A 24,111-nucleotide genomic window follows, 5' to 3' on the forward strand; every position below is an offset into this window, starting at 1 on the left:
CGTCGCCCCGATGAGTTGACATAATGTGCATTATCGGCAATCGGCGCGAAGCTCAGAGGAGACCAATCAGCACACCGCCAACCGAGCCTGCAATGACGACCAGCCAGGGTGGAAGCCGGAATGCCGTGAGGAACACGAAACACACAGCGGCGAGGCAGAATGCCGCGACGCCGGTGACCGCCGTTGTGAACACCGGCGAATACAGAGCCGCCGCCAGAATGCCGACGACGGCAGCATTGGCACCCCGCATCGCGGCCTGAGCCGCTGCGCGCCGACAGAGTGTGTTCCAGAACGGCAGCACGCCGATCAGCAGAAGGAACCCTGGCAGAAAGATGCCGACCAGCGCGATCATCGCGCCCCACAGACCGCCGGGTCCGATGTCCGCGATCGCGCCGAGATATCCGGCGATGCTGAACAACGGCCCGGGCATCGCCTGGGCGACCCCGTATCCCGACAAGAACTCCGCCTCCGACACCCATCCCGGGTCGACGAGACCTGCCTGCAGGAGAGGCAAGACCACATGTCCACCGCCGAAGACGAGCGCGCCCGCACGGGCGAAGATGTCGAAGAGCGCGAGTGGGCCGTTGCCGGTCACCAGCACGATCAGTGGTCCCCCGAGGAGCAGCACCACGAGGACCGTCAGGCTCACGTACCCCGCCGTGCGTGACACGGGAAAGCGAATCATCTCGGACTGCGGTCCGGTCGGCGCCCGGCAGAGAACCAGTCCGCCGATGACACCGATCGTGATCGCCAGGATCTGACCCCCGGAACCTGCAACCATCGCCGCGCACACGAGTGCGAGCGCGGCGATGCCCGCTCGGCGCGCGTCGGGGGTGAGAGTGCGGGCCATCCCCCAGACGGCCTGGGCGACGATCGCGACGGCGACGATCTTGAGGCCCGAAACCACGCCCTCGCCGATCGGTCCCGACACGAGTGTCGCCCCGTACGCGAAGGCGATCATCAGAACGGCCGAGGGCAGGGTGAACGCCACGAACGCGGCGATAGCGCCCCATCCCCCCGCACGCACGAGGCCGATGCCGAACCCGACCTGGCTCGAGGCCGGTCCCGGCAGGAACTGTGACAGCGTGACAAGATCGGCGTACTCCCGGTCGTCCATCCACGCGCGGCGCTCCACGAACTCCGTGCGGAAGTAGCCCAAGTGCGCCACCGGTCCCCCGAACGACGTCAGCCCGAGTTTCAGGAAAACGCGGAACACCTCGCCCACGCTGGGGCGAGGGGCGACCTCTGCTTCGTTGTTCATGCTCGGTCCTGTGTCAGGGTGGGATCGCGGTCACCCTATCGATACAGGGTGAACGGGATCCGAACCGCGTCGTGCGACGGCATAGTCTCGAATCATGTTCGACACGCTGACCGGGTTCGTCGTCGTCGGCGTGGCGATCACTCTCGGCTGGATCCTCGGGCGCATCGATCTCTTGGGCCCTCATGCCCGCCACGTCCTGAGCCGGATGACCTTCTTCGTGCTGTCGCCGTTTCTTCTCTTCGTCGTCTTGGCTCAGGCCGACGTGCGCACCCTCTTTTCGGCTCTGTTACCGGTCTCGGCGATCGCGGCCGTGGTCATCTTCGTCATCTACGCGGTGATCGCCCGTTTCGTGTGGCGCCGCAACATCGGCGAGACCCTGGTGGGAACACTGTCGGCGGGTCAGGTCAACTCGAACAACATCGGCATCCCGCTGTCGCTCTATCTGCTCGGAAGTGCGGCTTTTCCGGCGCCGGTGATCTTGTTGCAGCTCCTCGTCTTCACGCCGATCACGATGGCGATCTTCGAGGCGACGGGGAGCGGTCACCGGCGTGCCTTCCCGATCATCCGCCGCACGCTCACAAATCCCATCGTCGTCGGATCCGTGCTCGGTGTTCTGGTCTCGGTATCCGGAGTTCCGTTGCCTCCGATCGTCCTCGATCCGGCGCAACTCATCGCCGATGCGTGCGTGCCCATTCTGCTCATCAGCTATGGCATCTCGCTGCACGGTCAACGGGTGTTCGGCCCCTCGGGACGACGCCGCGACATCCTTCTCGCTTCGGGTCTCAAACTTCTCGTCATGCCGGTGATCGCGTGGGCGGTCGCAGATTTCGTCTTCCACCTCAGCGCCCGGGATGTGCTCGTCGTCACTGTCTTGGCGGCGCTCCCCACCGCGCAGAACGTTTTCAACTACGCGCAGCGATTCGATGTCGGCGAGACGATCGCCCGCGACACCGTATTCCTCACAACGGTCGGATGCATTCCGATTCTGCTGTTCATCACGGTTCTTCTCGGGTAACCCACTCCCCCGGTCGATGACGCGTCAATGCCGCGAGCGCACGCTGCATGGCGCTAATGTGAGGTGTCATCCTTCACAGGACTCTCCCAGAAAGGGATCCCATGGCATCTGGACCCACCCTCGAAAAAGCCGCAACCAACGGAATCCGCACGGCGCTCGGCCTCGGTGGCCTGCTGTCGGTCATCCTCGGCATTCTGATCCTTGTCTGGCCGGGCAAGACAGCGATGGTCGTCGCGGCGATCATCGCGATCTACGCGATCGTCGCCGGCCTGATCTACGTCGGCCTCGGCCTTTTCTCCGTAGGCAAGGGCGGCTGGGCACGCATCGGACACATCGCGCTCGGCATCCTCTTCATCATCGCGGGCATCATCGCCTTCACGAACCTCGGCGCGACCACCGTCTGGCTGGCTGCCTTCCTGGGCATCCTGGTCGGCATCATGTGGATCATCGAGGGCATCGTCTCGCTCTCGACCCTCGGCAACGCACCGTCGAAGGGGTGGACGATCTTCTTCGCGATCGTCTCGCTCATTGCCGGTGTCACCTTGCTCTTCTCGCCCCTCTGGGGAGCGGTCGTGCTGTGGTGGCTGCTGGGCATCTCGGCGATCGTGCTCGGCATCATCCAGATCTTCCGGGCGTTCTCGTTCGGCAAGAACTAGTCCGCACCACGCAAAACGCCCCGGGGATCGATCCTCGGGGCGTTTTGTGTGCGGTCACTCGCCGCCGAAGGAGCCCACGTCGCCGACGAGCCGCGTGTTGTCGGCCGCGATGGGCTCGACGACGGCCAAAGCAATCTGAGCGGCGAACTCCGACACGTTGTAGAGTTTGCCGGCCGATTCGCGCCGCGACGCGATCGCACCGGGATTGGCGCGTTCGAGAAGCGTCGCGGTGATCGTCCCTTCGATCATGTCGCCGGAGACGACCACGAACTCGATCCCCCGCTCGGCCAGCTCAGGAATGCGCGCACGGAGGGCGTCTTCCCCGGCGCGCTTCGACAGGGCGACGGCCTCGTACTCGGGCATCGTCGGGGTCGTCCGGATGAAGTGCGCCTGGTGGCTCGTGACGAAGACGACGCGGGAGCCATCGTGCAGGAACGGGAGGGCCGCCGAGAGCACGCTGAGCTGGGCGTCACGATTGAGTGCGAGCGCGTAGTCGTCCCCCATGCCCGCTTCCATGCCGCCCGAGGCATTCAGGACGAGGATGTCGAGCGTGCCGAACGTCTCGCCGATGGCTGCCATCATCGCCGCGACCGATCCTTCGTCGGTGAGGTCGGCCCCGACGACGAGCGTCTCAACGCCCAGCGCGTCGAGCTCGGTGGCCAGCTTCTGCGCGCGCGGTGCCTTGTTGCGGTAGTTGATGACGACGTTCGCCCCGCCCTCGGCGAGGTAGCGAGCGGTGTCCGCTCCGATTCCGCGCGACGAACCCGTGACGAGGGCAGTGCGGCCGCTGAGGGTGCCGGCGGGGATGGGCTGGGACATGGGCGCTCCTGCGATGACGTTGACGGATGCCGGCGTTCTCGCCAGATCCCTTCGACACTATCAATCGGTCGCCGGGCCGCGCCGGGCGACGGCCACGGCTTCTGAGAGCCGGAGTGTTAGGGTTCGAACAACACCGAAGATGGGAGCGGAGATGCTGCCCGACCTTTCGCAGTACTTGTGGATCGCCTGGCTGGTCTTGGCCGTGCTCTTCGTGATCATCGAGCTTCTGACGCTCGAGTTCACCTTCCTCATGCTCGCTGCCGGCACCGCGATCGGCGGCCTCGGGGTGAACCTGCTGGGTGGCTCGTGGTGGTTGCAGGTCCTGGCCGCAGCCGTCGTGTCGGCACTCCTGCTGTTCACGATTCGGCCGTTGCTCCTGCGTGTCCTGCACCGATCGAGCGTGCTCCATCCGACAAATGTCGATGCCATCTACGGCATGGGCGCACGCGTGGTCGCGCCGTTCGTCAACGGGCGAGGCTCGGTGCGTCTGGACAACGGTGAACAGTGGACCGCCCAGCTCGCCGATACCGACGGAGAACTTGCGGTGGGCGCGCGCGCTTTCGTCACTGCCGTGCGGGGCGCGACCGTCGAGGTCACGCCGGAAGCCGCCACAACGGAAAGGAGCGTTGACGAATGATCGATATCGGACCCTTCGCCGGCCAGATCTTCATCATCGTGCTGCTCGCGGTGATCGCGATCTTCGTGGTCGTCGTCATTTTCAGGTCGGTGCGGATCATTCCGCAGGCCTACACCGGAGTCGTCGAGCGCCTGGGTCGTTATCAGCGCACCCTCTCCCCCGGGTTGAACCTCCTGGTGCCGTTCATCGACCGCCTTCGTCCGCTGGTGGACATGCGCGAGACGGTCGTCTCCTTCCCGCCACAGCCCGTCATCACGGAGGACAACCTCGTCGTCTCGATCGACACGGTCGTCTATTTCCAGGTGACCGATGCGCGCGCAGCAACCTACGAGATCGCCAACTACCTGGGCGCTGTGGAGCAGCTGACCACCACCACCCTTCGCAACGTCGTCGGTGGGCTCAACCTCGAAGAGGCCCTCACGAGCCGTGACGAGATCAACGGTCAGCTGCGTGTCGTGCTGGATGAAGCGACCGGCAAGTGGGGCATCCGTGTGTCGCGTGTCGAGTTGAAGGCGATCGATCCGCCGCACTCCATTCAGGACTCCATGGAAAAGCAGATGCGCGCCGAGCGCGACCGTCGCGCGGTGATCCTCACGGCCGAAGGATCCAAGCAGTCGCAGATCCTCGAAGCGGAGGGGCGTCGTCAGGCCGATATCCTCCGGGCCGAGGGCGAGAAACAGGCCGCGGTGTTGCGCGCTCAGGGCGAATCGGAGGCCATCAAGATGGTCTTCGACGCGATCCACGTGGGACAGCCCGACGAGAAGCTGCTGGCGTATCAATACCTGCAGACACTGCCGAAGATCGCCGAGAGCTCCTCGAGCAAGCTGTGGATCATTCCGAGCGAACTGACCGAGGCGTTGCACGGCATCGGGAATGCCTTCGGCGGTCGTGCGACAGAACCGTCCCCGCGCCCGCGCGGTGATGACAGCGGCAGCGTGAGCGAGGCGGCAGCGGAGGCTTCTGCCGCAGCGGAGGCTGCTGCGTCCGAGGCGGAGAAGATCACATCTGCCGCGCAGACGCTTCCCGGCGGGCCCCTCCCCGCGCCGTGACGCATCCCTGGTTCACCGCATCCGCTTCCCCGCGGGTGCTCGCTCATCGTGGCTTCGTGCCGCCGGATGCCGAGGGCATCGTCGAGAACTCCGTCGCTGCGGTAGCTGCCGCGCATGCGGCCGGCGCGCGCTACGTCGAGTCCGACTGCCACGTCACGTCGGACGGGGTGGTCGTGCTCTTTCACGACGATGACCTGCGTCGCGTCGCGAACGACCCGCGCCCGATCGCCGCGGTCACACACGACGAGTTGCATCGGCTCATGGTGCATCGCGGAGGTCTCCTGACTGCCGCCGACGCGATGGACGCGTTTCCGACACTGCGGTTCAACCTCGACGTCAAGGCCGGCGCTGCGGCGGGGTCGGTAGGTCGGATCGTCGCGCCCCACGCCGACCGCGTCCTGCTGACGAGCTTTTCGGACGAGCGGCGACGGGCGGCGCTGGCCGCCGCTCGTGCGCGCGGTGGAGAGCCGGCGACCTCCGCCGGGAAAACGAGCGTTCTGCGTGGACTCGCGGCGGTCGCGACCGGGTCGGCGGCCCTCATCCGCCGTGCGTTGACCGGCATCGACGCGCTCCAGGTTCCGGAGCGCCAGGGCCGGGCACGGATCGTGACGCGACGCATGCTGGATGCCGTGCACGCCGCCGGCGTGGAGGTGCATGTGTGGACGGTCAACGATCCCGCGGACATGACGAGACTGCTCGATCTGGGTGTCGACGGACTCGTGACAGACCGCGCAGATCTGGCGCTGCGAACGGTCGCCGGACGGGCCTGAGTCGCCTGCGTGCGCACGCTCTTCGCGGGCTGAGGATCCCCTGTGAAAGGAAGGTCAGGGCGGCCCGTTCGGATGATGCGCACAGGTGAGTTCGTTATACCTGACAACGACGAGAGGACCACACAATGGCAGATCGCAGCTTGCGCGGCATCCGACTCGGCGCTTCCAGCCTACAGAGCGAGGAAGGCGTCGTGTTTCATGAGCGCGCCAATCACACCTACGTTTGCACGCAGTGTAAGCGTGAGACCGTTATGACCTTCGCGGCGGACGCCGAGCTTCCCGAAGCGTGGGAATGCCGCACCTGTGGTGCCGAAGCCGTGCGCCGCATCGGTGACTCCGTGGCCGAGATCGACCACTCCGGAGACAAGGTCGCCCGCACCCACTGGGACATGCTGCTGGAGCGCCGCAGCATCCCCGAGTTGGAAGAACTTCTCGAAGAGCGCCTCGCGCTCCTGCGTGAGCGCCGTGGCGCAGACACGTCTCGTCTGAGCGCCTGAGCTCAGACCGCTGAGTCGACGCCGGCTCCCTGCCCTCCGTGGCGGGGCGCCGGCGTCTTCGTCGTGCCGCCGCGGCGTCGGACGAGGACACCGATGACGGCGAGCACGATCACACTCCCCCACCCGAGAACGCTCTGGATCGCCTCGCCGGCGACGACCGCGGGAGTGAGTCCGGTCCGCAACGGTACATCGGTCACCATGGCGCCGGGCTCGTCCGCGGGCAGCGCGTCGAGCGTCGCGCCGTCGGGCGCGATCACCTGACTCGTCCCGACGGTCGAGAGGTTCACGACAGCGCGACCGGTTTCGATCGCCCGCATCCGCGCGAACGCGAGTTGTTGCAGATTCTCGTCCGTCCCGCGGAAGTCAGCGTTGTTGGTCTGGAACATGAAGACCTCGGCTCCGGCCTGAGCGCCCTCGCGGATGACATCGTCATAGATGACGTCGAAGCAGATCGCGAGCCCCACGCCCACGCCGTCGACATCGACGAACGGCGCCGTCGTGCCGGGCGAGAACTCGCGCTGGATCAGACCGATCAGATCGGGAGCCAGCAGCATGAAGAAGGCACGGTTCGGCACGTACTCGCCGAAGGGCACCGGATGCCGCTTGTCATACGTGCTGACGGGGTTGTCGGCACCGGCATCCCACAGCATCGACGAGTTGAAGTACTGCTCGCCGCGTGCGGTGACGGCGCCGATCAGCAACGGCGCGTCCAACCGCTCGGAGAGATCATCGAGCGTGCGCGCGACCGATGAGTTCGTCGTGGGGTCCGCATCGACGCCGCCCTCGGGCCACAGCAGGACGTCGATGTCGTCATCTTCGATCGGTTCCGTGGCGGCGAGCTGTGCCCGGAAGACGTCGTAGGCCTCACGCTCATCGAAGTAGCCCGCGGGGCCGTTCCCCTGCACGGCACCGACGCGGAGCATCCCGGCATCCGTCGTCGGGAACTGCGGCACGGAGAGGAGCAGAATCGCGGGCAACGCGTACGGCAGCGCGGTGCGAATGTCGGCGAACGCACCCCGCCGAAAGTACTCGATGAGGGCAGCGCAGACGAAGACGATCAAGAAGGACAAGCCGCTCATCCCGGTCCAGGAGGCGACCTCAGCCAGGGGTGAGCTCGCCTGCGTCACCGCGACGCGGGCCCACGGGAACCCCCCGTACGGGAACGTGCCGAGGAGCTCTTCCCGCGCCACCCAGAGCGCCGCGACGAGCGCTGGCAGGCCGATGAGACGCCCGGCTGCGCCGGGGGCGAGCCGCGGCATCAAGCGGTAGGCAAGAGTGATCGGCACGGCGGCGGCAGCCGTCAGCGCCGCCTGGAGCACCGACAGGGCGATCCAGGGGACGGGACCGAGGTAGCGGGCCGTGAAGGACAGGTTCACGAAGAAGAGAGCGGCGCCGAAAAGGAATCCGACGAGGACGGCGCCCCACGCCCGGCGGCCGATGAGACTCACGAGCGCAAGCGGAACGGCGACGAACACCGTCGGCCACCAGGCCAGGGCTGGGAATGCGAGGGTGAGGATCAGCCCGCCGGCGATCGCGGCGAGGGACGCGGCCCACAGCGGTAGCAGCGGTCGTGGGCGTTCGGGCACACACCGAGCCTAATCGTGCGCCGGAGTCAGACGGACGCGTAGGCCACGATTCCGCGGCGCACCGCGTCGAGGGCTTTTCGGGCGGTCGTCGCGACGGGCGGCTCGGCCACGATCGAGAGCTGATCCAGGAGATCGATCGTCTGCTTCGTCCAGCGGACGAAGTCGCCGGCGGCAAGATCCGCCTCGTCGAGCACACGGTCGAGGGTGCCGCCGCGTGCCCACGAGTGCATGGCCGCTGCGAGGCCGGTGGCGACGGGATTCGAGCCTCGGAGATGATGATCCTGTTCGAGGTCGTCGAGACGCGCCCAGAGCTCCTGTGTCGCGTTCAGAGCCGTGCGGAACGGTCCGCGGGGCAGACCGTGCTCGCCGGGTCCGGCTTCATCGCGTCGCGGCTCGTAGACGAGGCAACACGCGAGTGCCGCCATCCCGGCCGTGTCGAGATCGGTCCAGATGCCCGTGCGGAGCGACTCCGCCACCAGCAGGTCACGCTCGCCGTAGATCCGTTTCATCGTCGCGCCGGCGGGCGTGAGGCTCGTCGCGCCCGACGCATCGACCGTGACGTAGTCGAGCGCCGCGAGGACGTCCACGACACGATCGAAAATGCGCGCGACCGTGCCGGTGCGGGTGTCGATCTGCTGGCGCAACTTGTCGGTCTGCCGCCGGAGTTTCCAGAAACGCTCGGCCCACCGGGCGTGCTTCTCACGGTCGGGGCAGGTCTGACACGGATGCCGCTGCAGGCGGCGCCGGAGCGATTCGATCTGCTCCTGACGGTGTTTGCGGGCAGCCGGAGGCGCGGACCGATCGCTCTTGCGCTCCAGATCAGTCAGTTCCCGCCGCATCCGCGCGTACTCGGAGTAGTCACCCCGATCGCAGGTCATCGCCTTGTCGTAGCCCGCGAGCGATTCTTCGGCATCCTTCACCTGACGCGCGAGACCGACGACCGCACGGTCGGCCTGGAACTGCGCGAACGACGACTCGAGGATCTCGCGCGCGCGAGGGCGACCGAATTGGTCGATCAGATTCACGGCCATGTTGTACGTCGGGCGGAAGCTCGAGTTCAGCGGATAGGTGCGCCGCGACGCGAGCGCCGCGACCGCCTGCGGGTCGAGCGCTTCCGTCCACTGGATGACAGCGTGGCCTTCCACATCGATGCCACGCCGACCCGCGCGACCCGTCAGCTGGGTGTACTCCCCCGACGTGATGGCCACGCGCGCTTCGCCGTTGAACTTCTCGAGCTTTTCGAGCACGACGGTACGCGCCGGCATGTTGATACCGAGGGCGAGTGTCTCCGTCGCGAACACGGCTTTGACCAGCTTGCGTTGGAAGAGCTCCTCGACGACCTCTTTGAACGCGGGCAGGAGGCCGGCGTGATGAGAGGCTACGCCCCGCTCGAGATTCTCGCGCCAGTCCCAGTATCCGAGGACGGCGAGATCCTCGTCTTGGAGCGTCCGCAGGCGTTCGTCGATGATCTGGCGGATCTCGTCCCGCTCGTCGCGGTTGGTCAACCGCACGCCCGCGCGGCGAACCTGCTGCACTGCCGCGTCGCAACCGACACGGCTGAAGATGAAGAAGATCGCGGGCAGCAGGTTGGCTCGTGCCAGCAGTTCGACGACGTCGGGGCGGTCGAGTCGCTCGATGCGCTGAACGTTCGCGGAGCGCACGGGTCGCGAGCCGCCCTTGTGCGGACGCCGCGCACCGCCGGCATGACCACCGGAAGAACGGAACTGGTGCGCGCGCTGATTGTTGTCGAAATTCGCCCCCTTGGGCGAGCGGATGCGCATGAGCTCCTGGTTGACGAGCGCGGTCGCGACCCCGGCGCGGTCGTCGAAGAGTGGCAGCAGGTCTCCGCGCACCAGGACGTGCTGTTCGAGCGGAACCGGGCGGATCTCGGAGACGATGACCTCGTTGTCGCCACGTACCGTGTCGAGCCAGTCGCCGAATTCCTCGGCGTTGGACACCGTCGCCGACAGCGACACGAGACGCACCTGCGGCGGCAGATGGATGATGACTTCTTCCCAGACGGCACCACGGAAGCGGTCGGCGAGGTAGTGCACCTCATCCATCACCACGAAACGCAAGCCGTGCAGCGCGGGCGAATCGGCATAGAGCATGTTGCGCAGGACCTCGGTGGTCATCACGACGACGCGAGCGTTCCCGTTGATGTTCGTATCGCCCGTGAGGAGGCCCACCTCGGAATCGCCGTATATCGCCTGCAACTCACGGAACTTCTGATTCGACAGGGCCTTCATCGGTGTCGTGTAGAACGCCTTGTCCCCCGGCTGGAGCATCGCCAGGTGGATCGCGAACTCGCCGACGATCGTTTTCCCGGCACCCGTGGGCGCGGCAACGAGGACGCTGCGATCGTCTTCGAGCGCGTGGCACCCGGCGAGCTGGAACGGATCGAGGTCGAACCGTTGCGCCTCGGCGAACGCGGTGGTGAGGGGATGTGCCTGACGGCCCTGAGCCTGGGCATAACGCACCGCGGGATTAGTCACAGGTTCAGACCAAGCGCCTTCTCGCGCTTAGCGCGTCGGCGATCGAACAGGACAGACAAGCCCGCGGCAGCGAAGAAGAGCACCGTGAGGATGCCGGCGAGCATCAGCATGCTGACAATGTCGGCCGCGGGCGTCGCTAGTGCAGCGAAGACAGACGCGACCAGGATGGCCACCCGCCACCCCTTCAAGATCGCCATGCCGCTCATGACGCCGGCGAGGTTGAGGGCGACGAGGAACACCGGCAGCACGAAGGAGACGCCGACAACGAACAAGAGTTTGAAGACGAAATCGTAGTAGTACTTCGAGTCGTAGATGTTCGAGGCGCCCTGGGGCGTGAACGACGCCATCAGCTCGACGATGTGCGGCATAATCAGCCAGCCGACGAGCACACCCGAGGCAAACAACGGGATCGCCGCGGCGACGAAGCCGACGGTGTACTTGATCTCCTTGCGGGTGAGACCCGGCATGAGGAATGCCCAAAGCTGCCACAGCCACACCGGCGCGGAGATGATGATGCCCACAGCGAGCGAGATGCGCAGCCGCATGTCGAAGGGGCCGGTGATGCTCTGATACATCAGTGTGACGACATCGTCCTTGCCCCGCTGCTCCGCGACGACGCGAATCGGCTCGGTCATCGCCCAGATGATCTGGTCGGTGAAGACGAACGCGACGATCATGCCGACCACGAGGGCGAGAATCCCGATGATGAACCGCCGCCGAAACTCCCTCAGATGCTCGCCGAGCGGCATCCGCCGGTCGCGGCGGGAGGCGCCGTCCTCGTCGACGCGCGGCGATTCGACCGTGGCCACCGGGTCAGATCTTGGGGTCAGCCGCACCGGGGTCGACCGTCGTGGCCGCGGTGGTCACGCCGGTTCCGGGTGTCGCCGACGGTACGGACGGCGTCGCGGACGACGCGTCCTCTTCCTTCATCGCCTTCATCTCACCTTTGAAGACGCGCGCGGACTGACCGACACTCTTGGCCAACGCCGGGAGCTTAGCCGCCCCGAACAGGAGCAGGATGATAATGACGAGGGCCAGCAGGTGCCAGCCGGTCAAGCCTCCGAGCATGAGGGTCTCCTCCGTTGTGGGGTTGTAGGTCAGTCTACCCGCAGGCTTCGCAGAGACGCTCAGCGGTACTGGGCGAGCCCCGCTTCGGCCCACGCGGCGGCCGAGTGGCGCGCCGACTCGGGGGCGAGGATTTCGAGCTCTCCGCCGAGGCGCGCCGCGGCGCGCTTGAGGCTGCGCGCGTCGCCGACGCGGGCGCGGGCGGTCACGATATCGCCCTCGGCCCGGGTCTCATCGACCGCGAGGAGATCGGCGAGCAACGGCGCCGCCGCGCGGCGATAACGCACGTCGACCGCGATATCCGTGTCGGCGGGCTCGAAAAGGTCGGGCACGCTGTCTTCGGCGTGCGCGATCGGGATGTCGGTCACGCGGACGTCCGCGACGCGGTCAAGGTGGAACGTGCGCATCGCCTGACGCAAGTGGCACCAGCCCTGCAGATACCACTGTCCCGAGGCGATGTGTACCTTGACGGGATCGACCGTGCGGATCGTCGACGGCGCATCGGGTGCTTTGTAGCTGAAGGCCAGAGCGACGCGGTCGCGCAGTGCCGCCGCGACGGCGACGCGGACGTCATCGACGGCATCGGGAGCCACGATGAGTTCTGCCGGAGCGCTGGATGCGCCGCGGGCGAGTTTCGCCAGGAGACCTTGGACGATCCCGCTGTCGCCGACGCCGGGAAGAGTGGCGGCCAGTTGCAGGCCGGCCAGCAGCGCCGCCGCCTCCCGCGCGGTGAGTCGCGGCGTGCGCTCGAGGCCCACCGAATTGGTGATGACGATGAGGTCGCGTTCATCCAGGAGGTCCCAGTCGATGTCGAAGAGATCATTGGCCATCTGCCAGAAGCCGCTTTCGCCCGGCAACCCGATGACGGTGAGCTTCTCGACCATCCCGCGCATCTGATCGGGCGAGACTTCGAAGGCATCGGCGGCTTCGATGAGCGACACCTCGCCTTTGCCGATCAGGTAGGGCACGAGCTGCAGAATCAGAGCGGCCCGATCGGTGGCCACCAGCGGTCGCGTCGTCATGTCGGGTCCTCCATGTCGGAGTGGAGCGCGAGCGCACGTTGCAGTCGCGCGATGACCTCGTCGCGGAGCGCAGCCGGCTCCACGACGCGAACCTCGGGACCATACGAGGCGAGCTCGTCGGCGAAGATGTGGACGTCGACGTAGGGCACGCGGATGCCTTGTTCGGCCGGCTGCGCACGACGACTCAGCCGCAGCGCTGCCTCGGTGCCCGGGTCGACTTCCAGGAGTGCACGCTGGCGTGCGGCCAGATCGACGAGGCCCGCAAGTGCGTGCTCCCCCGCATTCTCACGCAACGCGATGTCGAAGGTCGTGCGCGTGATGTGCACGTCCGACACGATCCTCGCCAGGAGGAAGGTGCGTGGTTGATCGTGGGCCAGGTCAATGCCGTAGACGTGCCAGCGTGCCTCATATTCCAGGAGTGCGAGCGGCTGGATTCGGCGCACGTGGGCGGCATCCTCTCCCGCCTTCAGATACGAGAACTCGACGACGCGGCCCTGCTCGATCGCGCGCTGGAGAGGGGCGAACGAGGGTGCGCGCAGACTGATGCGCGGCGAATATCCGATGATGGGGGCATCGACGTCGATGCCGAGGGCACGGATCTTGCGGAGTCCGGCGCGGGCATCGGCCGACATCGAGCTTTCGCTCCAGACTCCGCCGGCGAGGTTCAGCACCGCGATCTCGGCGGAGGTGAACTCGATGTCTGCGGGAAGCTCGTATTCCGCCGTGGGAATCCGGTAACGGGCGTCGCGCAGATCATCGGGGTCGGCGTAGTCGCCGATCGTTTCCACCGGGATGCCGAGGCCTCGGATGTTCTCCTTGTCGCGCTCGAACATCTTCTCGAGGGCGTCTTTGGATGCTCCGGAGTCACTCTGCTCGCGGTAGCCGGCGACCGACGACAGGATTGTGTCCTTCGTCAGTCCCTGCTCGGTGGCCATGAGAGCGACCACGAGGTTGACCAGGCGCTCCTCGGGAGCAGTGCGCGTCGATTCCTTGGCCACGCGACCATCCTAGGCGGCGGGTGTGCGACCGGCTCCGCGACGCGAGCGTCAGGACGTCGCGGGTGGGTCGATCCCGAGGATGTCGATCACGAAGACGAGGGTCGAGGAAGCCGGGATCGATCCCGACGCTTGGTCGCCGTAGCCGAGTTCGGGCGGGATCACCACGAGGATCTGCGAGCCGACGGTCTGACCGTCCAGGGCTTGGGCGAATCCGTCGACGACACCGTCCAGGGTGACCGCGGTCGATGCGCCCTTGTCCCAGGTCGAATCGAAGACTTCGCGGCCGGCCCAGGTGACACCCGTGTAGTGGATGCGGATCGAGTCGTCGGCGGTCACGGCCGGTCCCGCGCCCTTCTTCAGCACCTCGACGGCGAGATCCGTGGGGGGCGGAGTGCCGGGGACGATGATCCCGGGCGCACCGTTCGGCGCCAGGACGACCGAGGGCATGCCGCGCCGGTCGTTGTACTGCGGTGCGCCGTCGGCTGCGGCCAGGTACACCTTCTGCAAGTCCATGACGACGACGGCGGAGGTGCCCTCGGCGAGACCGAGGTTCGACGCCGCGGCCTCCGAGAGGTCGGATGACGGGATGGCGCCGACGATGCGCGAGCCTTCCGTGGCGCACATCATCATGGTCGCGAAGCCGGCGTAGTCGGTCTGCCACTGCGACAGGGGCATGACCTGTGTGCCGGACGTCAGGATGGTCTCCCCCGTCGCGCCGTTCGCGATGGCGACCGTGAAGACGACATCCTGCGTCTCGGACGTCACGGTCGTTCCTTCGCCGACCGTCTCGTCGGCGAAGACGGTGTGATCGACGTAGACCGGCGAGTTCACCTGCACTGCGGGAGCCCCTGTGTCACCGGACACATCGAACAGGCCGAGAACCGTCGAATCGTTCACCGGACGCTCGCACGACGCGGTGGGCGACATGGCGGAGCAACCGACGAGGGTCAGAGCGGTCAGGCCGACGACGGCCAGGGCAGCAGGGATCCGGAGCACCGCATCAGTCTACGACCTCGTCAGAGCCGTTCCCCGCCGCGGCGAGGCGGGCACCGTCGACCGCGCGCTGTGCGTCGCGCACACGTTTGCGGAGGTTTTTGTCGGTGATCTGACGGTCACCGACTGCTCCCGGCGTCCACGCGTCGACGTCGACATCGGAATACGTCGGCTTCTTCAGGGCGCGCTTGCGGACATCCGGCGGGATCGCGCCGGGGGCCAGCCGCCTGGCCGTCAGGAGGAAACCGGTGTGTCCGATCATCCGATGATCGGGGCGCACGGCAAGTCCCTCGACATGCCAGCCGCGGATCATCGTCTCGGTGGCTTCGGGCTCGGTGAACAGGCCGGTGCCGCGAAGGTACTCGGCGACGCGGCTGAGCTGCGTCGCCGTCGCGATGTAACACAGCACGACCCCACCGGGCGTGAGCGCGTCGGCGACGACGTCGATGCACTCCCAGGGTGCGAGCATGTCGAGGACCACTCGGTCCACGGATGCCGGCTCCACTTCCCTCGGCAGCACCTCGGTGAGGTCTCCGACCGCCACGCGCCACGTCTCCGGCTCATGTCCGAGGAACGTCTCGACGTTCGCACGGGCGACGTCGGCGAATTCGGCGCGGCGCTCGAACGAGATGAGACGTCCGGATGCGCCGATCGCGCGCAGGAGCCAGAGCGAAAGAGCTCCTGATCCGACCCCGGCCTCCACGACGGTCGCCCCGGGGAAGATATCGGCGGAGGCGAGGATCTGCGCGGCATCCTTCGGATAGATGATCGCGGCCCCCCGTGGCATCGACATCACGAAATCCCGGAGGAGCGGACGCAGGGCGAGATACTCGTGACCCCCGCTGTTGGTGTGCACCGAACCGTCCGGTTGGCCGAGGAGCGCCTCGTGTTTCAGCACGCCGTGATGCGTGTGCAACTCACCACCCTCACGCAGGGTGATGGTGTTGAGGCGGCCCTTGGGGCCCGTGAGCTGCACGCGATCTCCCAGGCGGAACGGGCCACTCGGGCGCAGATCGGTGTTCATGAGCGACCTCCGTCGCGGTGGGTGGTCGCGTGGGCGTGGAAGTCGGTGAGGTCCTGGGGCGTGCGACCCTCAAGAGTCGGCCAGATGGTGGCGCCCGTGCCGATGAGCGACACCATGAGCGGCACGCCGATCGTCGGGATGCCGGCGGCCACTGCCGCCCCCACGCCGGTCGGCGAGTCTTCGATCGCGACGGTGTCGGCCGGAGCGACCCCCAGCGCCGCGCACGCCTGCAAGTACGGATCGGGGTGGGGCTTGGGGCGCGTGGCGTCATCGCCGGACACGATGACGTCGAACGAGTCCGGATCCAGGCGGGACACGACGAGCTCGGCCATCGACCTCAGCGACATCGTGACGAGCGCCGTGCGGACACCGGCCGCACGGAGATCGCGGAGCAACTCCGCAGCCCCGGGGCGCAGCGGATTTCCGCGTTCCGCGAGCTGATTCATGACCTGCTCGGTCAGGTGCTGGACGATCTCGGACACGCTCATCCGGACCCCGGCATCCTGCAGGATCGCGCCGGAGGACTCGAGCCCCTGGCCCACGAGGGTCAACGCCTGCTCGTGCGTCCAGGTGCCGCCGAAGCTTTCGACCAGCGCCGTTTCGGCGCTCATCCAGTAGACCTCGGTGTCCACCAGGGTCCCGTCCATGTCCCAGAGAACGGCGGCGGGGAGCGAAGAGGTCATCGGTCCATGTTAGCGATGACGGCTCCGCACCCGTGTGCTCCGACCCGGCCGGAGGCACTCGGCGTATCGTGGGGGGATCGATTCGCAGAGGGTGAGGAGAACGGTGGACACACTGGGGCAGCGGGTTCTCGTGATCGCGTTCGACGGTTGGAACGATGCCGGCGAAGCGGCCTCGTCGGCGGTCGCGCGTCTGCGCGAGGGTGCCGACTACACCGCGGTGCTGTCGGTCGATCCCGAGCTCTACTTCGACTACCAGTACACCCGGCCGCAGATCGCTCTCGAGACCGACGGGTCGCGCACCCTCTCGTGGCCTGAAGCGACCCTCTGGCGTCCGCCCGCCGAATCCGACGGCACGCGTCTGTGGATCCTCACCGGAGTCGAGCCGGCCCGCGCGTGGCAGGCCTTCGCCGCCGAGCTGATCGACGCTGCACTCGCGGAAGACATCACCGGAATCGTGGCACTCGGGTCGATGATGTCGGATGTGCCGCACACGCGGCCGATCTCGATCTTCTCCGGCAGTGAGAACGAGCAGCTTCGGACATCACTCAGCCTCGAGCGACCCACGTACGAGGGCCCGGTCGGCATCCTGAGCGTGTTGACGCTCGCGGCCGAGCAGGCCGGCATCCCGTCGGCGGCACTCTGGGCGTCGATCCCGCACTATGTCGCGGGCCACAGCCCGTCGCCCAAGGCGACGCTCGCGCTGCTTGACCGCCTGTCCGAGCTCACCGGCGCCGAGTTCACGCGCGATGACCTGCCCGCGGCGGCCGTCGCGTGGGAAGCCTCGATCGACGCGGCCGCCGCCGATGACGAGGAGATGACCGAGTACATCCGTCAGCTCGAGCAGACGCGCGACACGTGGGACTCCCCCGAAGCGTCGGGTGACGCCATCGCGCAGGAGTTCGAGCGGTATCTCCGCCGCGACGGCGAAGGGCCGGGCAAGCCGGGCCGGGACTTCCCGCCGCGTCAGTAGGCCTGCAGCACGCCGATGCTCAGCAAGATGATGAGCACGACGCCGAGCGCGAGGCGGTAGATCACGAACGGCAGGAAGCTGCCGCGCTTGAGATACTGCATCAGGAACGCGATGACCGCGAGTCCGACGCCGAAGGCGACTGCTGTGGCGACGGCGGTTTCCACGAGCGTGAAGACCTGCTCGCCCGGCTCTCGCAGCGCCTGCAACAGCTCGTACAGCCCGCTGCCGAAGACCGCCGGCACCGCCAGGAGGAAGGCGACCTCGGCGGCCGCGGGTCGTGTGTAACCGAGCGCCAATCCCATCGTGGTGGTCGCCCCGGAGCGCGAGACCCCCGGAATCAAGGCAAGCGCCTGCGCGAACCCGAGCGCCACGCCGTGCGGGTAGGTGAGGTCTTCCTCGTTGCGCGTGCGGCGGCCGAGAGCGTCGGCGGCCCCGAGCAGGAGACCGAACACGATGAGCACGATCGCGACGAGCCACAGGTTGCGGAACGTGTCGCGGATGACGTCCTGGAAGAGGAAGCCGAGCACTCCGATCGGGATCGTTCCGAGGATGACGATCCACCCCATCCGCGCATCGGGGTCGTTGCGCGGAACGGCGCCGGTCAGTGATCGCGCCCACTGCGCGATGATCCGCATGATCCGACTCCAGAAATACACCAGCACCGCCAATTCGGTGCCGATCTGGGTGATCGCGGTAAAGGTCGCGCCCGGGTCTTGGGCCGACGGCAGCATCTCCCCGGCGATGCGCAGGTGTGCGCTCGACGAGACCGGAAGGAACTCGGTCAGTCCCTGCAGCAGTCCCAGGATGATCGCCTCGATGAGGTGCATGACGGCCTTTCGCGGGGGTTCAGTACGTACGGATCAGATCGGTGAGCACGCGCTGACCGAACACGAGCGCGTCGATCGGGACACGCTCATCCACACCGTGGAACATACCGGTGAAATCGAGCTCCGCGGGAAGGCGCAACGGCGCGAACCCGTATCCGGCGATGCCGAGCTCCGCCAGCGCTTTGTTGTCCGTACCGCCGCCCATGAGGTACGGGACGACGGGAATGCCGGGATCGTGCCGGTCGAGGGCCGCGACCATGGCCTCGACGAGCGCGCCCGAGAACGGTACTTCCAATCCGATGTCACGGTGCGCGATATCGATCTCGATGTCGTCGCCGACGATCCGCTGGATCTCGGCGAGGACCGCGTCCTCCTGTCCGGGGAGCGTGCGCACATCGATCGCGGCAATCGCGGCATCCGGAATGACGTTGTGCTTGTACCCGGCCGTCAACCCGGTCGGATTGGTCGTCGTGCGCAGCGTCGACCGCAGAAACCCGGATGCCGGTCCCGTGCGATCCGCGACGCCATCCGGGTCCGACGGGTCCGCGCCGCAGAGGGCCGCGAGACCGTCGATCGTCTGTTGGGTGGTGTCGGTCAGCTCGACCGGCCACGCCGTGCGTCCGAGGGTCGCCACGGCCTCGGCGAGCCGCGTGACGGCATTGTCCGGGTGGAAACGGCTCCCATGCCCGGCCGTCCCGCGCGCGCGCAGCCGCAGCCAGACGAGGGCCTTCTCCCCCACCTGCAGCAGATAGGCGCGTCGATCACCGACCGGGATCGAGTAGCCGCCGACCTCGCTGATGGCCTCCGTCGCCCCGGCGAACCACTCCGGCCGGTCGCGCACGACGAGTTGCGAGCCTTCGACACCGCCGTTCTCCTCGTCGGCGAAGAAGACGACGATGAGGTCCCGGGCCGGTTGCTCACCGGCACGCAGGAGCTCGGCGACCGAGGTGAGGATCATGGCGTTCATGTCCTTCATATCGACGGCACCGCGGCCCCAGAGCATGCCGTCGCGGACGACCCCGCCGAAGGGGTCGACGCTCCAGTCATCGGCGACCGCCGGAACGACATCGAGATGTCCGTGCAGGACGAGAGCGGGCTTGCTCGGGTCGCGGCCCGGGATCCGAGCCATGACATTCGTGCGCCGGAGGATTGGCTCGTAGTACTCAGGCGTCAGGCCGAGTGACTCGAGGTAGGCGCCGACGTACTCGGCCGCCTCACGCTCACCGTTCGCGCGGCCCTCGCCGTAGTTCGTGGTGTCGAAGCGGATCAGGTCTCGTGCGACCTGGGCGACTTCGGGGAGCTCCTCAGACATGCGCTCCACGCTACCGGCCGCCGTAGGCTTCGCTCCGCCGCGTCCCCGCGTGCACCGGATTCGGATGGATGCCGCGGATGCGGCGTGCGGCGAGCCGCAGCATCCGATTCTGGTGACATTGTCCGAATCCGGTGACCGCACAAAGCCTCCTCCCCCGCGGGCCCGGACGCGGATTTGTCCACCGATCGGTCCGCGTGCGCCGCGGGCTATGGCCGTGCTCGGCAGGGTGGGGCGATGGACCTGACCGCGTGGATCGACGAACGAGGCGGCATCGTGCACCGCCAGACTCTCCTGGATGCCGGAGTCTCGCCGCGCGCGCTCCGCACAGAAATCGCGAACGGCGCCGCCGCTCGTGTCCGCCGGTATTGGGTAGCGACGCCGGCTGCGCCACCCGTTCTGGTGATCGCTGCGGCGCACACCGCGCAGATCTCGTGCATCACCGCGGCGCGTCACTTCGGCTGGTGGATCCCGCCGGACGCAGACGCCCGCATTCACCTGCGAGTTCCTCCCCACGCGCAGACTCCGCTCTCGGAAGACCGTGAGATCGTGACCCATTGGTCGCGCGCCCTGGTCCCGACCAGTCGCACAGCACTGGTTGCGTCGATCTACGACGCACTCGAACATGTCGCCGAGTGTTTGCCGCGCGAGCACGCGCTCGTCATCTGGGAGTCCGGCATCCGCGCCCTGCGCCTGTCAGCGGAGGAGATACGACGCGTCGCTTGGCGGACACCGCGCGCACGCGAGCTCGCTGCGATCATCACCGGCCTGATGGATTCGGGGCTTGAAACGAACTTCGCGACCAGACTCGCGCCCTGGGGCCTCGCCATCCGGGCACAGGTCGTGATCGCGGGGAACGCGGTCGATGCCCTCGTCGGCGACCGACTGGTCGTCCAAATCGACGGCTTCGCGCACCATTCGTCCTCCGCCGACCGAACGCGGGATCTCGCGCACGATCGCGAGCTCATCGCGCGCGGCTACACGGTGCTGCGGTTCTCGTACGTCGAGGTGCTCTACCGCTGGGAACAGGTGGAGCGCGCGATCGCCCGCGCCATCGCCCAGGGATGCCATCTGGCCGCGTGACCTCCGCCGCCCCTGCACCGGATTCGGATGGATGCGGCAGATTCGGATGAGAACAACCCGTGGCACCCGAATCCAGTGACACTCGCCGAATCCGATGTGCCGGGTGGATGCCGGTGTCCGCCGCGGACGCACGAAAAAGGGCCCCTTTCGGGACCCTTTTCGATCTGTGCGCGAGGGGGGACTTGAACCCCCACGCCCTATCCGGGCACTAGCACCTCAAGCTAGCGCGTCTACCTATTCCGCCACCCGCGCAGATCTTTTTTCGGTTTCTCAACCGAAGAACGACATTAGCATGACCCGCGGTCCGCTCAGAAATCGAGGTCAGACCGCGACCCCGAAGGCGAGGCCGAGGGCATAGGTCACCGCGGCCGCGCCGTACCCGATCGCGAGTTGGCGCAGTCCGCGGCGCAGCGGCGGCGCGCCGGAGAGCAAACCGACCATGGCGCCGGTCGCGAGCAACGCGACGCCCACGAGCACGAGCGCGAGCACCACGGCGGCGGTGCCGCTCATGCCGAACAGCCACGGCACGGCAGGGATGATGGCGCCCGAGGCGAAGAACAGGAAGCTGGATCCGGCCGCGCCCAGCGCGCTTCCGACGGTTTCGTGCTCGGCGGACTGCTCGGGAGCGCGCGCGTAGGGAACGGACCGGTCGGCAGCCTGAGCGACCTGGATCACATGCTGCGCGGCCACGAGGGATTCTTCAGCCGCCATCCCGCGGGTGCGGTAGACGAGAGCCAACTCGTTCGCGTCGAGGTCGAGATCGGGCAGCACCTCGTCGGCATCATTGCTCGGCTCCGTGGCATCGAGGAGTTCGCGTTGCGAGCGGATCGAGACGAACTCCCCCGCGCCCATCGACAGCGCCCCGGCGAGGAGGCCGGCGATGCCGCTGAACAGCACGAACTGCGGTGCCACGCCGGTGGCGCCGATACCGAGAACCAGTGCCAGGTTGGAGACGAGCCCGTCGTTCGCTCCGAACACGGCGGCGCGGAATGTTCCCGAGAGGCGGCGGCGGCCGCGGGCGGCGAGGCCGCGCACGACCTCACCGTGGATCCGCTCGTCGGCGACCATGCGCGCCGTCGCGAACGGTTCGCTCTCGTAGGGTGAGCGGCCCTCGGCATTCTGCGCGAGGGCGAGAACGAAGATCGAACCGAAGCGGCGGGCCAGCAGGCCCAGCATCCGCGACCCGGAACTCGCGCGTGGCAATCGCGGCGGTTCGCCCCCGAGCAGTTCGAGCCAGTGGTGCTCGTGGCGCCGCTCGGCGTCGGCGAGAGCCAGCAGGATCTCCCGCTCCTCGCCGTCGCGACGCCGCGCGAGGTCACGGTAGACCTGACCCTCGGCGCGCTCGTCGACGAGGTATTGCGCCCAGCGACGACGATCCCGTGCGGTGGGCTGGACAGGGTGGGGAACACTCACCATCACACGCTAATCCGCAGGTGTTTCGGGCACGGTACGGATGCCGGGATTGCCAGCATTTCGGGCTTCCGAAGCAGGGCCGGTCAGGAGTGCACGCGCCGTCGCAGAACCTCGATACGGGCCTGGAGCTGCGCGACCGTCGCGCGGGCCACTTCGGGCCCGCCGCACACCCGTCGCAGCTCCGCGTGCACTGCGCCGTGCGGCTCACCACTCTGCCGGGCGTACAGTCCGACCAGACTGTTGAGAAGCTGACGCTGCTCCTTGAGGGTGCGATGCAGGGCGGGCGGCAACCCCGGATCCATGGCATCCGACGAGACCTCTGTCGTGGCGGCACCCGACTCCCCCGCTTCGCGCACTCGGCGATGACGCGATTGTCGGGATTGCCGCTGCATCAGCAGTTCGTGCACGTGTTCGGGCTCGAGCAGGCCCGGAAGCCCGAGGAACTCTTCCTCTTCGGGTGTACCGGGAACCGCGAGCTGGCCGAATTCCCGACCGTCGAACAGCACCCGATCGAAGTGCGCGACGGATCCGAGCGCCTGGTAGGAGAATTCCTGCTCGAGCTCATCGGAGGCCTTCTCTTCGCGTTCCGCATCGGCGAGGAGGTCGTCGTCGAGGAGGCCGTCGTCGTCCTTCTCGCGGTCGAGCGCGTGGTCGCGTTCGCGTTCCATTTCGCCCGCGAGCGCGAGCAGTTGCGGGACGTTCGGGAGGAAGATCGATGCCGTCTCACCGCGCCGACGCGCGCGCACGAAGCGCCCGATGGCTTGCGCGAAGAACAGCGGCGTCGACGCGCTCGTCGCGTACACGCCCACCGCGAGCCGCGGGACATCGACACCCTCCGACACCATCCGCACGGCGACCATCCATCGCGACGTCGATTGGGCGAATGTCTCGATCCGGCCGGAGGCGGCCTTGTCATCGGAGAGCACGACGGCGGGCTGTTCGCCGGTGATGTCCCGGAGGATCGCGGCATAGGCCCGGGCGGCGGTCTGATCGGTCGCGATGACGAGACCACCGGCATCCGGGATGTCTTCGCGTACTTCGGACAGCCGTCGATCGGCGCTGCGCAACACCGCCGGAATCCAGTCGCCTTCCGGATCGAGAGCGGTCCGCCACGCCTGCGCCGTGACGTCCTTCGTATTGTCCTGACCGAGGTGCGCCTCGAGCTCGTCGCCCGCTTTCGTGCGCCAGCGCATCTTCCCGGCGTAGACCAGGAACAGGACGGGGCGCACGACACCGTCAGCGAGCGCGCGGCCGTAGCCATAGTTGTAGTCCGTGCGCGACAGACGGATGCCTTTGTCGTTCGGGTGATATTCCACGAACGGAATAGGAGCGGTGTCGCTGCGGAACGGCGTGCCGGACAGGAGGAGTCGGCGCGTTGCGCGCCCGTACGCGTCGCGCAGCGCCTCTCCCCAGCTGAGGGCGTCACCCCCGTGGTGGACCTCGTCGAGCACGACGAGCGTGCGTGCTTCGATCGTCAGCCTCTGGTGGACCGAAGACTTCACCGCGACCTGCGCGTACGTCACGGCGGCGCCGTGGTAGTGCCGAGCCGGCGCGTGCTGCCGATTGCTGAACCGAGGATCCAGGCGGATACCGACCCGCGCTGCCGCATCGGCCCACTGCGTCTTCAGATGTTCGGTGGGTGCGACGACGACGATCCGATCGATCACGCCACGACGCAGCAACTCGCTGGCCAAACGCAACGCGAACGTCGTCTTGCCGGCGCCGGGGGTCGCCGCCGCGAGGAAGTCCCGCGGGCCCTTGCCGACACCATCCGGCCCGTCGGCATCGAAGTACGCCTCGAGCGCCTCGGCCTGCCAGGCACGCAGATTCTGCGCGGTTCCCCACGGTGCCCGCTGTGGGAACGCAGGCGAGAGATGCTCGGCTGCAAAGCTGCCGAAATGCTCCTGCTCGTCCGCGTCCACGAGTGACCACCCTAAGC

The 24,111-nt window shown here is 67.4% G+C and carries 23 protein-coding genes and 1 tRNA gene; 8 read left to right on the top strand and 16 right to left on the bottom strand.

The features are described from left to right. Positions 1–52: 52 nt before the first annotated feature. Positions 53–1,261 (bottom strand): chromate efflux transporter, encoded by a 1,209-nt coding sequence (chrA, locus tag N4R40_RS00675; RefSeq protein WP_261605439.1) that lies wholly within the window; start codon positions 1,259–1,261, stop codon positions 53–55. 94 nt (positions 1,262–1,355) lie between these two features. On the opposite strand from chrA, the gene N4R40_RS00680 reads away from it, so the two are divergent. Together N4R40_RS00680 and N4R40_RS00685 are read left to right on the top strand one after the other, a co-directional pair. Next, on the top strand, positions 1,356–2,276 hold the full coding sequence (locus tag N4R40_RS00680) for an AEC family transporter (RefSeq protein WP_261605440.1): 921 nt from the start codon (positions 1,356–1,358) through the stop codon (positions 2,274–2,276). A 101-nt stretch (positions 2,277–2,377) separates the two neighbouring features. After that, on the top strand, positions 2,378–2,932 hold the full coding sequence (locus tag N4R40_RS00685) for an HdeD family acid-resistance protein (protein WP_261605441.1): 555 nt from the start codon (positions 2,378–2,380) through the stop codon (positions 2,930–2,932). 54 nt (positions 2,933–2,986) lie between these two features. Here the strand turns inward: N4R40_RS00685 and N4R40_RS00690 are convergent, their stop codons facing one another. Beyond that, positions 2,987–3,751 carry an SDR family oxidoreductase gene (locus N4R40_RS00690; RefSeq protein WP_261605442.1) on the bottom strand — a complete coding sequence of 255 codons (765 nt, stop codon included), beginning with the start codon at positions 3,749–3,751 and terminating at the stop codon, positions 2,987–2,989. Between the two features lie 151 nt (positions 3,752–3,902). Between N4R40_RS00690 and N4R40_RS00695 the strand changes: the two genes are divergently transcribed. The 4 genes from N4R40_RS00695 (at position 3,903) to N4R40_RS00710 (ending at position 6,704) form a co-directional block, all read left to right on the top strand. Continuing rightward, the gene (locus N4R40_RS00695; RefSeq protein WP_261605443.1) at positions 3,903–4,388 is read left to right on the top strand and encodes an NfeD family protein; all 486 of its coding nucleotides are present in this window, start codon (positions 3,903–3,905) and stop codon (positions 4,386–4,388) included. Next, a complete protein-coding gene (locus tag N4R40_RS00700; protein ID WP_261605444.1) occupies positions 4,385–5,437 on the top strand; it encodes an SPFH domain-containing protein in 1,053 nt (350 codons plus the stop codon). Before N4R40_RS00695 ends, N4R40_RS00700 begins: the two co-directional genes overlap by 4 nt. Continuing rightward, entirely contained in the window at positions 5,434–6,207 is a 774-nt protein-coding gene (locus N4R40_RS00705) for a glycerophosphodiester phosphodiesterase family protein (RefSeq protein WP_261605445.1), read from the top strand. The genes N4R40_RS00700 and N4R40_RS00705 overlap by 4 nt, the downstream gene beginning before the upstream one ends. Positions 6,208–6,332: 125 nt before the next feature. Next, positions 6,333–6,704 carry an RNA polymerase-binding protein RbpA gene (locus tag N4R40_RS00710; RefSeq protein WP_261605446.1) on the top strand — a complete coding sequence of 124 codons (372 nt, stop codon included), beginning with the start codon at positions 6,333–6,335 and terminating at the stop codon, positions 6,702–6,704. 2 nt (positions 6,705–6,706) lie between these two features. On the opposite strand, the gene lnt is transcribed toward N4R40_RS00710, so the two are convergent. The 9 genes from lnt to N4R40_RS00755 form a co-directional block, all read right to left on the bottom strand. Further along, positions 6,707–8,290 (bottom strand): apolipoprotein N-acyltransferase, encoded by a 1,584-nt coding sequence (lnt, locus tag N4R40_RS00715; RefSeq protein ID WP_261605447.1) that lies wholly within the window; start codon positions 8,288–8,290, stop codon positions 6,707–6,709. Between the two features lie 26 nt (positions 8,291–8,316). Then, a complete protein-coding gene (locus N4R40_RS00720; protein ID WP_261605448.1) occupies positions 8,317–10,785 on the bottom strand; it encodes a DEAD/DEAH box helicase in 2,469 nt (822 codons plus the stop codon). Further along, positions 10,782–11,534, bottom strand: a complete 753-nt coding sequence (tatC, locus tag N4R40_RS00725) for a twin-arginine translocase subunit TatC (RefSeq protein ID WP_261605497.1) — start codon at positions 11,532–11,534, stop codon at positions 10,782–10,784. The genes N4R40_RS00720 and tatC overlap by 4 nt, the downstream gene beginning before the upstream one ends. A gap of 64 nt (positions 11,535–11,598) precedes the next feature. Then, entirely contained in the window at positions 11,599–11,853 is a 255-nt protein-coding gene (locus N4R40_RS00730) for a twin-arginine translocase TatA/TatE family subunit (protein ID WP_261605449.1), read from the bottom strand. Between the two features lie 59 nt (positions 11,854–11,912). Beyond that, on the bottom strand, positions 11,913–12,872 hold the full coding sequence (locus N4R40_RS00735) for a helix-turn-helix transcriptional regulator (protein WP_261605450.1): 960 nt from the start codon (positions 12,870–12,872) through the stop codon (positions 11,913–11,915). Beyond that, positions 12,869–13,807: a helix-turn-helix transcriptional regulator gene (locus tag N4R40_RS00740; RefSeq protein ID WP_407665803.1), complete on the bottom strand. Its 939-nt coding sequence runs from the start codon at positions 13,805–13,807 to the stop codon at positions 12,869–12,871. The genes N4R40_RS00735 and N4R40_RS00740 overlap by 4 nt, the downstream gene beginning before the upstream one ends. A 111-nt stretch (positions 13,808–13,918) precedes the next feature. Beyond that, positions 13,919–14,866 carry an FKBP-type peptidyl-prolyl cis-trans isomerase gene (locus N4R40_RS00745; protein WP_261605452.1) on the bottom strand — a complete coding sequence of 316 codons (948 nt, stop codon included), beginning with the start codon at positions 14,864–14,866 and terminating at the stop codon, positions 13,919–13,921. Positions 14,867–14,870: 4 nt separating this feature from the next. Then, on the bottom strand, positions 14,871–15,887 hold the full coding sequence (locus tag N4R40_RS00750; protein WP_261605453.1) for a tRNA (adenine-N1)-methyltransferase: 1,017 nt from the start codon (positions 15,885–15,887) through the stop codon (positions 14,871–14,873). Continuing rightward, on the bottom strand, positions 15,884–16,570 hold the full coding sequence (locus N4R40_RS00755) for an HAD family hydrolase (protein ID WP_261605454.1): 687 nt from the start codon (positions 16,568–16,570) through the stop codon (positions 15,884–15,886). Before N4R40_RS00755 ends, N4R40_RS00750 begins: the two co-directional genes overlap by 4 nt. Before the next feature lie 103 nt (positions 16,571–16,673). On the opposite strand from N4R40_RS00755, the gene N4R40_RS00760 reads away from it, so the two are divergent. Beyond that, positions 16,674–17,540 carry a PAC2 family protein gene (locus N4R40_RS00760; protein ID WP_261605455.1) on the top strand — a complete coding sequence of 289 codons (867 nt, stop codon included), beginning with the start codon at positions 16,674–16,676 and terminating at the stop codon, positions 17,538–17,540. Here the strand turns inward: N4R40_RS00760 and N4R40_RS00765 are convergent. Together N4R40_RS00765 and N4R40_RS00770 are read right to left on the bottom strand one after the other, a co-directional pair. Beyond that, positions 17,534–18,367 (bottom strand): undecaprenyl-diphosphate phosphatase, encoded by an 834-nt coding sequence (locus N4R40_RS00765; protein ID WP_261605456.1) that lies wholly within the window; start codon positions 18,365–18,367, stop codon positions 17,534–17,536. The two genes, N4R40_RS00760 and N4R40_RS00765, sit on opposite strands and share 7 nt — an antisense overlap. A gap of 19 nt (positions 18,368–18,386) precedes the next feature. Then, positions 18,387–19,679, bottom strand: a complete 1,293-nt coding sequence (locus N4R40_RS00770) for a M20/M25/M40 family metallo-hydrolase (RefSeq protein ID WP_261605457.1) — start codon at positions 19,677–19,679, stop codon at positions 18,387–18,389. Between the two features lie 234 nt (positions 19,680–19,913). On the opposite strand from N4R40_RS00770, the gene N4R40_RS00775 reads away from it, so the two are divergent. Next, on the top strand, positions 19,914–20,759 hold the full coding sequence (locus N4R40_RS00775; RefSeq protein WP_261605458.1) for an endonuclease domain-containing protein: 846 nt from the start codon (positions 19,914–19,916) through the stop codon (positions 20,757–20,759). A gap of 167 nt (positions 20,760–20,926) precedes the next feature. Here the strand turns inward: N4R40_RS00775 and N4R40_RS00780 are convergent. The 3 genes from N4R40_RS00780 to N4R40_RS00790 all read right to left on the bottom strand — a co-directional run bounded on the left by N4R40_RS00780 (position 20,927) and on the right by N4R40_RS00790 (position 24,094). Continuing rightward, positions 20,927–21,011 (bottom strand) — tRNA-Leu (locus N4R40_RS00780). 69 nt (positions 21,012–21,080) lie between these two features. After that, a complete protein-coding gene (locus N4R40_RS00785; protein ID WP_261605459.1) occupies positions 21,081–22,172 on the bottom strand; it encodes a VIT1/CCC1 transporter family protein in 1,092 nt (363 codons plus the stop codon). A gap of 83 nt (positions 22,173–22,255) precedes the next feature. Beyond that, positions 22,256–24,094, bottom strand: a complete 1,839-nt coding sequence (locus N4R40_RS00790) for a DEAD/DEAH box helicase (RefSeq protein WP_261605460.1) — start codon at positions 24,092–24,094, stop codon at positions 22,256–22,258. Positions 24,095–24,111: the final 17 nt, after the last annotated feature.

This window comes from Microbacterium memoriense, from assembly GCF_025398275.1.
GTDB classification, from domain to species: Bacteria; Actinomycetota; Actinomycetes; order Actinomycetales; family Microbacteriaceae; genus Microbacterium; species Microbacterium memoriense.

Bases quoted from the DNA above. Each gene is read 5' to 3' on its own strand.
- chrA (WP_261605439.1), bottom strand. From the start codon at position 1,261: ATGAACAACGAAGCAGAGGTCGCCCCTCGCCCCAGCGTGGGCGAGGTG.
- N4R40_RS00680 (WP_261605440.1), top strand. From the start codon at position 1,356: ATGTTCGACACGCTGACCGGGTTCGTCGTCGTCGGCGTGGCGATCACT.
- N4R40_RS00685 (WP_261605441.1), top strand. From the start codon at position 2,378: ATGGCATCTGGACCCACCCTCGAAAAAGCCGCAACCAACGGAATCCGC.
- N4R40_RS00690 (WP_261605442.1), bottom strand. From the start codon at position 3,751: ATGTCCCAGCCCATCCCCGCCGGCACCCTCAGCGGCCGCACTGCCCTC.
- N4R40_RS00695 (WP_261605443.1), top strand. From the start codon at position 3,903: ATGCTGCCCGACCTTTCGCAGTACTTGTGGATCGCCTGGCTGGTCTTG.
- N4R40_RS00700 (WP_261605444.1), top strand. From the start codon at position 4,385: ATGATCGATATCGGACCCTTCGCCGGCCAGATCTTCATCATCGTGCTG.
- N4R40_RS00710 (WP_261605446.1), top strand. From the start codon at position 6,333: ATGGCAGATCGCAGCTTGCGCGGCATCCGACTCGGCGCTTCCAGCCTA.
- tatC (WP_261605497.1), bottom strand. From the start codon at position 11,534: ATGCCGCTCGGCGAGCATCTGAGGGAGTTTCGGCGGCGGTTCATCATC.
- N4R40_RS00730 (WP_261605449.1), bottom strand. From the start codon at position 11,853: ATGCTCGGAGGCTTGACCGGCTGGCACCTGCTGGCCCTCGTCATTATC.
- N4R40_RS00735 (WP_261605450.1), bottom strand. From the start codon at position 12,872: ATGACGACGCGACCGCTGGTGGCCACCGATCGGGCCGCTCTGATTCTG.
- N4R40_RS00740 (WP_407665803.1), bottom strand. From the start codon at position 13,807: ATGGCCACCGAGCAGGGACTGACGAAGGACACAATCCTGTCGTCGGTC.
- N4R40_RS00750 (WP_261605453.1), bottom strand. From the start codon at position 15,887: ATGAACACCGATCTGCGCCCGAGTGGCCCGTTCCGCCTGGGAGATCGC.
- N4R40_RS00755 (WP_261605454.1), bottom strand. From the start codon at position 16,570: ATGACCTCTTCGCTCCCCGCCGCCGTTCTCTGGGACATGGACGGGACC.
- N4R40_RS00765 (WP_261605456.1), bottom strand. From the start codon at position 18,367: ATGCACCTCATCGAGGCGATCATCCTGGGACTGCTGCAGGGACTGACC.
- N4R40_RS00770 (WP_261605457.1), bottom strand. From the start codon at position 19,679: ATGTCTGAGGAGCTCCCCGAAGTCGCCCAGGTCGCACGAGACCTGATC.
- N4R40_RS00775 (WP_261605458.1), top strand. From the start codon at position 19,914: ATGGACCTGACCGCGTGGATCGACGAACGAGGCGGCATCGTGCACCGC.